Origin of the sequence: Mycobacterium sp. UM_Kg27 (assembly GCF_000972905.1) — a bacterium.
Classification (GTDB): Bacteria; Actinomycetota; Actinomycetes; order Mycobacteriales; family Mycobacteriaceae; genus Mycobacterium.
This window is the reverse complement of the sequence record NZ_JRMM01000134.1, coordinates 1-11340: the sequence shown is the minus strand read 5'-3', so window position 1 is coordinate 11340 and position 11340 is coordinate 1. Positions and strand designations below refer to the sequence as shown.

The 11340-nt window shown below is 66.4% G+C and carries 7 protein-coding genes; 5 read left to right on the top strand and 2 right to left on the bottom strand.

Annotation, left to right across the window (positions count from 1 at the left end; genetic code table 11):
* On the bottom strand, positions 1 to 515 hold a 515-nt coding region (locus LI94_RS17575), incomplete at its 3' end, for a bacterial proteasome activator family protein (RefSeq protein ID WP_239651264.1).
* Entirely contained in the window at positions 512 to 2464 is a 1953-nt protein-coding gene (locus LI94_RS17570; protein WP_046301996.1) for a DUF6541 family protein, read from the bottom strand. The genes LI94_RS17570 and LI94_RS17575, both read right to left, overlap by 4 nt.
* A gap of 106 nt (positions 2465 to 2570) precedes the next feature.
* On the opposite strand from LI94_RS17570, the gene LI94_RS17565 reads away from it, so the two are divergent.
* The 5 genes from LI94_RS17565 to LI94_RS23265 form a co-directional block, all read left to right on the top strand.
* Positions 2571 to 3767 carry a cysteine desulfurase-like protein gene (locus LI94_RS17565; RefSeq protein ID WP_024443601.1) on the top strand — a complete coding sequence of 399 codons (1197 nt, stop codon included), beginning with the start codon at positions 2571 to 2573 and terminating at the stop codon, positions 3765 to 3767.
* Between the two features lie 210 nt (positions 3768 to 3977).
* Positions 3978 to 5864 carry a fatty acyl-AMP ligase gene (locus tag LI94_RS17560; RefSeq protein WP_046301995.1) on the top strand — a complete coding sequence of 629 codons (1887 nt, stop codon included), beginning with the start codon at positions 3978 to 3980 and terminating at the stop codon, positions 5862 to 5864.
* A 382-nt stretch (positions 5865 to 6246) separates the two neighbouring features.
* The gene (locus tag LI94_RS17555; RefSeq protein WP_046301997.1) at positions 6247 to 8550 is read left to right on the top strand and encodes a hypothetical protein; all 2304 of its coding nucleotides are present in this window, start codon (positions 6247 to 6249) and stop codon (positions 8548 to 8550) included.
* Positions 8551 to 8599: 49 nt separating this feature from the next.
* Positions 8600 to 11005 (top strand): hypothetical protein, encoded by a 2406-nt coding sequence (locus tag LI94_RS17550; protein WP_046301994.1) that lies wholly within the window; start codon positions 8600 to 8602, stop codon positions 11003 to 11005.
* An 87-nt stretch (positions 11006 to 11092) separates the two neighbouring features.
* The coding region (locus LI94_RS23265; protein ID WP_152664864.1) for a hypothetical protein at positions 11093 to 11340 on the top strand (248 nt) is incomplete at its 3' end.

Genomic DNA, 11340 nt, shown 5'->3' with positions numbered 1-11340 from the left:
GAGATGTGTATAAGAGACAGGGGGGGAAGGGCGCCGTGGCGCATCTGCTCCAGCTGCGCGCGGGCGGCCATCTGCTGGGCGAACAGCGCGGTCTGGATGCCGTGGAACAGACCCTCCAGCCAGCCCACCAGTTGGGCCTGGGCGATCCGCAGCTCGGCGTCCGATGGTGTGGCGTCCTCGCGCAGCGGCAGCGTCAGCCGCTCCAGCTCCTCGCGCAGCTCCGGGGCCAAGCCGTCCTCGAGCTCGCGAATGCTGGCGGAGTGGATCCCGCGCAGCCGGGCCCGGCTCGCGTCATCGAGCGGTGCGGCCCGCACCTCCTCGAGCAGCTGCTTGATCATGGTGCCGATCCGCATGACCTTGGCGGGCTGCTCGATCAGGTCGGTCAGCGACGCCTCCTCGTCATCGGCGGCGTCGGTGGTGCTGCTATTGAGTCCGGCCGCCAGCAGCCGCGGGTCGGCACCGCTGATGATCTCGACACCGTCTGAGTCGTCTGCGCTGCTACTGCTGGTGGTCACCGCGCTTTGTCTCCTTGCCATTCGTAGATGCTGGCCCCGCCATTGTCGTAGATCCTGGCCCAGGACCGCGATTTCTCCAGTGACACTAGCCCGTCCGGCAGGGCGAACCCGCGCACCGTCGGACTGCTGATCAGCACGTACCGGATACCCAGGGATCGCACGGCCTCCGCGACCCGCGGATCGGTGTCTGCGTCATCGGCGTAGGCCCAGAAGATGAACCGATTCGGGCCGGGACCCTGCTGCTGCGGGTAGTCGTAGTGCGTCCACAGCGGGTGCAGGCCGGCGACGGCATACATCCAGGCACTGCCGTCCACGTTGGCGTTGCCGATCACGCTGTCGTGGGCCCCGGGCAGGCCGGCCAGATAGGCGTAGGCCTGCAGGTCGCGGGAGTCGACCATCACCGAGTCGTACTTGTCGCCGAACAAGAACGCGTGCCGCGGCAGGTAATGCCAGGCCAGCCCCACCGTCGCGGTCACCAACAGCAGCCCGGTCAACACCGGCCGCGCCCGCGCGCCCACCGGCTTGGACAGCAGCCCGGCCAGCGCCGCCAGGCCCACGCCGGCCATCGGGACCAGCAGCAGCGTTATCGCCGCCATGATTCGGCGCGGGTCGCTGTAGAACAGGTCGGTGAAGGTGCCCGCCACCGCGCCCACCGGCCCGCCGAGCGGAGCCGACGACTGCACCACGCCCACCACCAGCACGGCCCACAGCGCCAACGGCCACCACACCGTGCGGGCCACCAGCACGGCTGCTCCCGCTGCGGCCAGCGCCACCAGTGCGTATTGGATCGGAAAGTCGTTGAGGTGGCGGGTGTGCATCAGCAGCGCGTCCCGCAGGCCCGACTTGCGGCCCTCGTGGGTCAGGAACGCGTGCCCGGCGATGATCTCGGCCTGCTTGCGCACGCTGAGCAGTTGCGGCAACAGCAGTAACCCGGTCGGGATCAGGACCGCGGCCAGCGCCAGGGTGTCACGCCGCTTACCGCGCAGCGGATTCCACAGCGCTCCGTCTTTAGGGCACAGCCACCAGGCCGCGACCAGCAAGATCGTGACCATGCCTCCGGTCAGGTGTACCGAGAACACGCCCAGCAAGGCCAGCACCGCCACGCCGATTCGGTCGCGCAGGGTGCGGACCGCGGTGATCAGCACGAACGCCGGCGCCACCAGGCCGTAGGCCACCAGGTTGGGCATGGCGGCGGTGCCGAACTCGACGTAGGGCAGCGCGGTGAACGACGCCGAGAGTGCGGCGGCGGCGCTGGCGGACACCGCGGTCACGGGGGTGCTCGTGACCCGTTGCAGCAGATTCCAGGTGAGCAGTGCGGCGCCGACCGGGAACAGCCACACCGAGGCGGCCAGGCCGGCCAGGGTGTAGCCGGTGGTGGGTGCGGCGCCGGTCAGCTGGCACAGCACCGCGGTCAGCGCGTGAAATGCCGAGGGGTAGTACAGCGCGGCGTGGGTTTCGACGTTGCGCAGCTCGCCCATGTGAGTCGGTGAGGCCTGGCCGGTGTCGAGGATGAAGCGGACGGTGTTGGCGTGCCACACCGCGTCCCAGGTGCTGGGAATGCTCTGCCAATCCGGGATGCCGCGTATCGCGGCCCAGCCGATCAGCAATACGCCCAGCAGCGTTCCGGCGGCCACCGCCAGGGTCGGCCACAACGCCGGCGAGGCAGCCGCCACCTGGATGCTCCGACGGCGTTCCAGCAAAGATCGAGTTCGCTTCGCCAGAACCGCCGTCAAGGCTCCGGCCACTACCAGCGCGGCCGCTGCCGTGGTTGCGTTCCAAGGGATTCCGAGGGCGCCGAAAGGGACGATGGCCAGGCCTACGACTCCGTAGGTCAGCGCCGGGCCCACCGCTACGGCTAATGGCCGGTTCAGCCCCGCGCCGGCCCCGATCAGCGCGCCCGGAAGCACCAGCAGCAAAAGCGCCGTGACCATTCCGAAGCCCAGAAGCACTGCACTAGTATGTCTGCCAAGGTGACCCAGCTCCGTATTGCGGGGGAGCTATCTCGTTATGCGAGACGTTCACCGGTCGATCTTGAGAAGTTTTAAGGTGGCTGGCATGGCCTATGACGTCGCTCGCGTGCGCGGATTGCACCCGACGCTGGGTGACGGATGGGTGCACTTCGATTCGCCGTCGGGCATGTTGATTCCGGACTCGGTGGCCACCACCGTCTCGACTGCGTTCCGGGGATCACTGGCGAAAGCGGCCGGACCTCATCCGGCGGCCCGGCGCAGTGCCGCGGTGCTCGTCGCGGCCCGCCAGGCGGTGGCCGATCTGGTGGGCGCCGATCCCGCTGCGGTAGTGCTGGGACCGGACCGCGCCGTGTTGTTGAGCGCCTTGGCCGACGCCGCGTCGTCGCGGGTGAGCCTGGGTTACGAGACCGTGGTCACCCGCCTCGACGACGAGGCCAACATCGCCCCCTGGGTGCGGGCCGCCAACCGCTACGGCGCCAAGCTCAAGTGGGCCGAGGTCGACATCGAGACCGGGGAGCTGCCCAGCTGGCAGTGGGAGAACCTGATCACCCCGTCGACCCGGCTGGTGGCACTCACCGCGGGGTCGGGGGTGCTGGGCACCGTCACCGATGTTCGCCCGGTGACCAAGCTGGTCCACGATGTGGGCGGCGTGGCCGTCGTCGACCACTCGGCCACGGCGCCCTACCAGCTGCTCGACATCAACGAGGTCGAGGCGGACGTGGTGGCAGTCAACGCGGCCTCCTGGGGTGGTCCGCCGGTGGGCGCGCTGGCCTTTCGCGACCCGGCGCTGATCGAGACATTCGGGTCGGTGTCGCTGAACCCGCACGCCGTGGGCCCGGCCCGGTTGGAGGTCGGCCTGCACCAATTCGGTCTGCTGGCCGGGCTGGTAGCCAGTGTCGAGTACCTGGCATCGCTGGACGAGTCGGCTCGGGGAAGTCGGCGCGAGCGGCTGGCGGTGTCGATGCAGTCGTCCTCGGCTTATCTGAACCGGCTCTTCGAGTATCTGCTGAGTTCCCTGCGGTCGCTGCCGCTGGTGATGCTGATCGGCCAGCCTGAGGTGCGCATCCCGGTGGTCAGCTTCGCCGTGCAGAACGTGCCGGCCGAGCGGGTGGTGCAGCGGTTGGCCGACAACGGGGTGCTGGCGATCGCGGACGCCGGATCCCGGGTGCTGGAGACGATCGGGGTCAACGACATCGGAGGAGCGGTCACCATCGGGTTGGGCCACTACTCGACGATGGCCGAAGTGGACCAGTTGGTCCGGGCGTTGGCGTCGCTGGGCTGACGGCTCTCGGCACGCTTCGCAGCCGCCGAAATCTCATTTGCCTCACCCGTAACCGGGCGGGTGGGGTGTGGTGTGTGCCCAGCTTGGAGCGACAACTCACGTGAGGGCGCGTCGACCGGCGGCCCGTGGCTGCGTACTCGCTCGCCGCGCTCGCGATCCCGCTACGCTGTGGGCCGTTACCGCGAAGCACCCTTGAAGGTTGATCAGAAGATGGCAGAACCGACGACGTCCTTGGCCCCTCTGGAGCTGGACACCCTCATTGACCTGATGCAGCAGCAGGCTGCGCGTCGTGGGGATACGCCCGCGTTCATCTTCTGTCCAGAAGGCGATATAGAAGAGGACCGGGTCACCTATCGCGACCTGGACCGGCGGGCACGCTCGATCGCGGCGAACCTGCAGCGTCACGGCGCGGCCGGCAAGCGCGTGCTGGTGCTCTGCCGCCCCGGTGTGGACAGCATCGCCGGGCTGTTCGGCTGTTTCTACGCCGGCGCTGTCGCGATACCGGTCGACGAGCACTGGCCTATCCGGCGGATCGAGACCGTCGTGCCCGAAGCGGATGCGGGCTTCGCGCTGGCGACGGCGAAAACCCAGGCCAAGATGAAGGCTGCGGTGGACGGCCTCAGTTCGGGGCCGAAGCTGACGTGGCTGGCCATGGATGAGGCCTCCGGCGACGGGGCGGACTGGCAGCCGCAGAGCGTCGGTGCGGACACCCTCGCCATGATCCAGTACACCTCGGGCTCCACCGGGGTGCCGAAGGGTTGCGTGCTGACCCACCGCAACTACCTCAGCAACCTGGAGATCATGCGGTGGGCGCTGAACCCGCCGGCTGACGCACCGGTGATGAACAGCCCGATCAGCGGGGTGTCCTGGCTGCCGCAGTACCACGACATGGGTTTCGTCGGGGGCATCCTCGGCACCATCTACGGCGGCCGGACCACCGTGCTGATGTCGCCGAGCGCCTTCCTGATGCGCCCGCTCCGGTGGCTGCAGGCGATCTCGCGCTACCGGGCGACCATCACCGCCGCCCCCAACTTCGCCTACGAGGCCTGCGTCAAACGCAGCAACGCGCAGCAGCGCGCCGCCTTGGACCTGTCGAGCCTGTCGATCGCCGTCGTCGGCGCCGGGCCCATCAGTTCGGAGACTCTGCAGTCCTTTACCGACGCATTCGCTCCCGCCGGTTTCCGGCCGGAGGCCTTCATCCCGGCCTATGGGCTGGCCGAGGCGACGTTGGGCGTGACGGGCATGTCCGAGTCGGCGTTGCCGGTGGTGCGGCATTTCGACCGGGCCGCGCTCACCGAAGACCGAGTCGTCGAGGTGGCCGCCGACGTCGCCAAGCCGGAGACCGCGTTACCGCTGGTGGGCTGTGGCAAGAAGTCGGAGCTTCTGGATGTCCGAATCGTCGACGCCGAGACGCGGGTGCTTCGCGCCCCTGAGGAAGTGGGCGAGATCTGGGTGTCCGGGCCGAGCGTGGGCGTGGGCTACTGGGGACGTCCCGAAGAGACCGAACACGCCTTTTCGGCGCATCTGGCCGACACCGGCGAGGGCCCTTACCTGCGCAGTGGCGACCTGGGGTTCTTCCGCGACGGCGAACTGTACGTCACGGGTCGGTGTAAGGACCTGATGACGATCGATGGCTATAGCCACTACCCCAATGACATCGAGCTGACCGTGCAGGCATGCCACCCGGCACTGATGCCCAGCCGTGGCGCGGTGTTCCAGTTGCCCACCGAGCGCTACGCCCCCGAATACCTGGTGGTGGTGCAGGAGGTGCACCACCACGAGGCAGCCGGGGTCGATCCGAGCGACCTGATCGCTTCCATTCGGGCGGCTATCCGTACTCACCACGGAATCGACGCCCAGGCGGTCGTACTGCTCAAACCGATGCGGATACCGACCACCACCAGCGGCAAGATTCAGCGCGGCGCGTGCCGCGACCAGTACCTGGCCGGTGAGCTGACCGTGTTGGCCGAATGGGCGGAGCCGCGGCCGGCAAAAGAGGCGGCGGGACTCAAGAATGCGCTGTTGGCCGGACTGGGGCGGGCCGTCGCGGCCCGGTTGGGGCAGCCTCGGGCGGAAGGGCCGCCGGGCCAGGGCTGAAGTCCGCCCCACTGAAGTCGCCCGCTGAGGCGTCGCCGGAGCGCGTTGCCGGCTATGCCCGGGTTCAGCTGCGGCGGAGTACCGGAGCACCCTTCTCGGCAAACCGGGTCATCAGGTTCGGTGTGGTCCTGGCGCTTGGCACCTAAGCAATCAGCGGGCCGCGGAATACTCGTTAACAACGCCTGAGAAGCCCCCTCGGCCAGTGGCCGGAACTGCTGCGACCTGGGCCTACAGTCGTCCGGTGTCGCGGAAATATATCGCGATGCGTGGTATATATCGGGGTTTTTACGAAGTTTTTCCTTATAAAAATTCCCGTTCGACAAACCGGAAAACTCATGTAAGTTTAAGCAACGTCCGTAGTCAGTGTCCGTAGGAGAACATGATGAAGCTGGCGCTTCGCCCGTACGTCACCCCCGGTGTCGCCATCGCGGGTGCCGCGTTGATCGCGGTAAACGGGGCCGTTCCCGCGGCAGTGCTGCGGCCCCAGGTCGAGCCTCACCAGGCTCTTCAGCAGGTGCAACACCTGCCCGTGAAGCTCACGGCCGATTTCTTCGGACCGTGGCAGGACCTGTTCAGCAACACCGCCACCAACCTGGTGGCGATGGGGACGGACAACGGGTGGGCCAATCTGCTCCAGCAGATCTTCAGTGACCCGAGCTCGCTGTCGCGGCTCCCGGAGGTCTTCGAGTTCCTGACGTCGATCATGCCGTCGATCAGCGGTTCCGACCCGCTGATGGTCCTGCTCTCGCCGATCCTGACCATCGGCATGGGGATCATCGGCCCACTGGTCACGGTCAATGACGCAATGCAGGACATCCTCAACCAGATCTTCAACCCCAATGATCCGCTGGACCCCTTCGCGGCGATCTTCACCGCGTTCCCGCGCCTGCTCGACGCCTGGCTGAACGGCACCAGCACCATCGATGTGGTCGGCGTCAGCATCCCGGCCTTCAACGGCATCCTCGTCCCCGGTCAGAACCTGATCATCGACCAGACCGCCGAAGAGCTGGCCAACAACCTCAACATCGGCGACCAGACCATCGCCAGCCTGCTCGACCAGACCGGCATCGGCACGCTGCAGGTGGCGGGCATGTTGACCGGCCTGCTGGACAGCGTCGGCCTGGGTGACGACACCCCCGTCGACGTCATCAACGCCCTCGGCTTGGGCAGCCTTGAGGTCGCCAACGTGCTGACCACCGTCTTCGACGCGGTGGGCATCGGCAATCCCACCATCGCCGAACTCATGGACATGCTGGGCATCGGCAACGTCCAGGTCGCTGACATCGCCATCGACTTCACTCAGGCTCTGGGCTTCGACAACCCGACGGTCGTCGACCTCGCCGGCGACATCGGTCTGGCCGACCTCAAGCTGGCCGACCTGGGTATGGACGTGCTCGAAGCGCTGGGCATCGGCGACCCGACGGTCAACGAGCTCCTGGTTGATGTCGGCGCCGGCGACCTGACGCTCAACGGCCTGCTGCAGACCGCGGTGGACGCGCTGGGTCTGGGCGGTCAGACCGCGGCGGACATGCTCGACGCCACGGGCCTCGGCACCCAGACCACCCACGAGTTCATCACCGCGCTGCTCGGCGGCCTGGGCCTGGGCAACCAGACGATCATGGACCTGCTCAGTTCGGCTGGCCTGGCCGACGCTGACATCGGCCAGTTGGCCTCGGTGGTACTCGGCTCCTACGGCGACACCACGGTGGCCGAGGTCATGGGTTTCGCGGGCTTCGGCACGGTGACCGTCGGCGACATCACCGACCTGTTGGGTATCACCAACCTGTCGGTGGGCACCATCCTCGGCAACCTGTCCTACATCACCGGCAACCTCACGGTCAACGACATGCTCGCCGCTACGGGCATGACCCCGCTGGACAAGGGCGGTGACGCCCTGCTGTCGGCTTCCCTGGCGGGTACGACCATCGCCAGCTTCTTGGGCGACCAGCTGAACGATCCACTCGTTTCGATGCTCGGCCCGATGGGCGAGATGACCCTCAACGAGATGATCTCGACGAACTTCTCGATGACCCTGGGTCAGATGCTCACCGACTCGGGCATGGCCGATCAGACCCTGACCGACCTGGTGCTGGCCGGCATGCCCGACGCGCCGCTCTCGTCGCTGCTCGGCGTCATGGGCAACACCACCCTGGCCGACCTGATCGACCAACTGGTGCCCGCTGACCAGACCATCATCGACATGCTCACCGCGTCGGGCCTGGGCGACCAGACCATGAGTGAGCTGCTCAACCAGTTCTTCGGTGACCAAACCGTCGCCAACGCGCTGGACGACGGTGGGGTGGGCAGCATGCACCTCGACGACATCATCCGTCAGACGCTCGGCCCGCAGACCGTCAACGAGATGCTCAACGACTTCGGCCTCGGCGGCCAGTCGCTCAGCGACCTGTTCGACCAGTTCTTCGGCGTCAGCACCATCGCCGACCAGATGATGGCCCTGGGCCTGGGCGACCAGACCCTCAACGAGTTGATCGACTCGCTGTTCGGGACCTCGACGGTCAGTGCGCTGCTCGGCGACTTCGGCCTCCAGACCGTCGACGAGCTCCTGGCCTCCCTGGGGCTCGGGGATATGACCGTGATCAACGCGCAGATCAGTGAGTTCTGGGGCTCCATGTCCTACTGGCTTGACGGCCTAGGGGACCAGATCACGGCGGTGCTCAGTGGCTAAGCGACCTGAACGGCAAAGCAACTTCGGAACTTTCGTCCGGGAGGGCGTCATGCAGCAAACACTTCGTCCATACGTCACCACTGGCCTGGCTGTCGCGGGGGTGGGCCTGGTCGCGGTTCCCCCCGTGGCCTCGAATCTGCCGCAGCTTCAGCACCAGCTCGCCACGGTCGAGCAGCGCGGTGTTGCGCTCACGTCGGGCTTCTTCTCGCCCTACACCGACCTGTTCGAGAACACCATCGCGAACCTGCAGGCGCTGAACCAGAACTCAGTGGACATGTGGGGTCTGCTGCAGCACATCTTCATGAACCCGCAGCAGGCGATCTCCGGCATCCCGGATGTCATCAACATCTTCACCAACTCGATGCCCACCATCGGGTTCCAGGCGTTCCCGTTCCCCGCGGAACTCGACGTGCAGCTGCCGACGTGGGCGGCCGGCCTGCTCGCCGCCATTGGCCCATGGGTGACCATGGGCAACGCGTTCCAGCAGATCATGGACGAGATCGTCAGCAACATCTTCACCGACCCGATGAAGTCGTTCTCGGCTCTGATCGGCGCGCCGGCGACGCTGTTGGACGCCTTCCTCAACGGCAGCAGCGGTGTCGACTTCGGGGGCGCCTACTTCCCGTTGTTCAACGGTGTCTTGACCCCCGGGCAGCCGATCGACGCCAACTTCAACATCGGTGACGTGGTCGAGCTGTCCGGCATGGGCGACACCACCATCACCGAGCTGCTGTCGCAGGCCGGTATCGGCGATGTCCCGCTGGAAACGCTGATCATCGACCTGCTCGACGGGCTCGGCCTCGGACACATGACGCCGGTGGACCTGCTCAACGACATGGGTATCGGCACCCAATCGCTCTCCGAGCTGCTGATCGGCCTCTTCAACGAGGCCGGCATCGGCAACCCCACCATCGCTGAGCTGTTGGAGAGCCTTGGCGGAATCGAGCCCGGCGACTCGGTCGCCAGCCTGCTGATCGCACTGCTCAACCAGACCGACATCGGCAACCCCAGCCTGTCCGAGCTCATCCTGAGCTTCGTTGGCGGCGACGACGCCACCGTCGGTGGCCTGATCAAGGACCTGCTCGGCGCTCAGGGCAACGAGTCCCTGGCCAGCTTGATCGACCCGACCTGGACTGTCGGCGGATTGCTGACCGATTCGTTCGGCGACCCGTCGCTGACCGACTTCTTCGAGCAGATGGGCCTCGGCACCATCACCATCGGCGCGCTCGCGGGAATGTTGGGCGAGTACGGCGACCAGACGCTGATTGACCTGCTCAACGAGGGTTTCCTCGGACCGGACATCAGCGCCAACACGCCGTTGACGGACATGCTGCTTTCGATGTTCCCGCCCGGCGCCACCCTGTCCGACTTCATCGGCGATTACGGCAACACGACGCTCGGGGACATCTTCCAAGAGATGCCGATCGGCGAGAACACCATGGGCTACCCTCCCGACACTCCGGTGAACGACATCCCGGTTCAGGCCTTGCTGTACACGCTGCCCAGCCCGAACCCGGCTTACCCCAACCTGGGTGACACCCCGTTGGGCATTCTCGCCCCCGACCAGGCCAGCCTCCTGGAGAAGGCCGGCAACCCCACGCTCGGCGCGGTGATGGGCACCAACACCGTTGGCGTGACTCTGCAGAACCTGAACCTCTACAACGTCACCGTGATCCAAGGGGTCGATGCCATGGGCATCGGCGACTACACGCTGGAGGACCTGTTCAACGGTCTGGGCGACCTGACCGGCAATGTCACTCTGGGGCAGTTCCTCACCGCCTGGGGCTTCGACCCGACGTTGACCGAACTCTTCACGAGTGTCGTTGAGGGGCTGGGGCTGACCGACACCACGTTGCTCTCCCTGTTCGAGGACTGGGGCATGGGCAGCCTCAGCCTGTCCGGCCTGATCGACAGTCTCGGCTTGAACGACATCTACATCCAGTCGATCTTCAACAACCTCGGCCTGAACAACATCGACATCGACATGTTCATCGACCGCCTGGGGCTGAGCAGCATCTCGATCGCCGGCATCCTCAACGGCTTGGGCCTCAACGACCAGTCCCTCGAGGACTTCATCAACAGCCTGCTGGGCGGGGTCTCGATCGACAGCATTCTCAACGGACTGGGACTGGACGAGGTGCACCTGGACCAGTTCATCACCGACCTGATGACGAGCGTGCTGGGCGACCCCACGCTGGGCACCCTCCTCGGCTGGATCGGCCTGGACAACTACGACCTGGACACCATCGTCGCCAACCTCGGCCTCGACGGGACGATCAACTCGCTGCTCACCGACCTCGGCCTGGGCAGCCTCGACATCAACGGCCTGATCGACGGGCTGGGGCTGTCCGACCTGGGCTTGTTCGGCATCAACGGGGACTTCTTCGGCGTGGCGTCGGAGTGGCTCAACGACATTCCGAACCAGATCGCCGCGGCACTGGGCTACTACGGCTGAACCGGCTGAGCGGTCATGCCGCCAAATCCAAACTTCATCACAGACAGAGCTAGCACAACTGTGGGCCACACAGATAGGAAATCCCAAATGGCAGTAGGGCGTAACACTTCGGGCAACGGTCAGCAGGGTCGGCGCAGCCGGCGGCTGTTGGGGGCCAGCAGTGCCGTTGGCGCGTTTTTGACGTTTGGGATGGCGCCGTTGTCTGCGGCGCCGGTGGCGCAGGCCGATGAGTTGGACTGGGTGGTGGATCTGCTCGGTGCGGATCTGGCGGGTGCGTTCGGTGATCTGAGTCAGGCGTCGTCGTGGGAGACGTTGTTCGACCAGGGGGCGTGGGA

Coding starts and splice junctions, on each gene's coding strand:
- LI94_RS17565 (WP_024443601.1), top strand. CDS start 2,571: ATGGCCTATGACGTCGCTCGCGTGCGCGGATTGCACCCGACGCTGGGT.
- LI94_RS17560 (WP_046301995.1), top strand. CDS start 3,978: ATGGCAGAACCGACGACGTCCTTGGCCCCTCTGGAGCTGGACACCCTC.
- LI94_RS17555 (WP_046301997.1), top strand. CDS start 6,247: ATGAAGCTGGCGCTTCGCCCGTACGTCACCCCCGGTGTCGCCATCGCG.
- LI94_RS17550 (WP_046301994.1), top strand. CDS start 8,600: ATGCAGCAAACACTTCGTCCATACGTCACCACTGGCCTGGCTGTCGCG.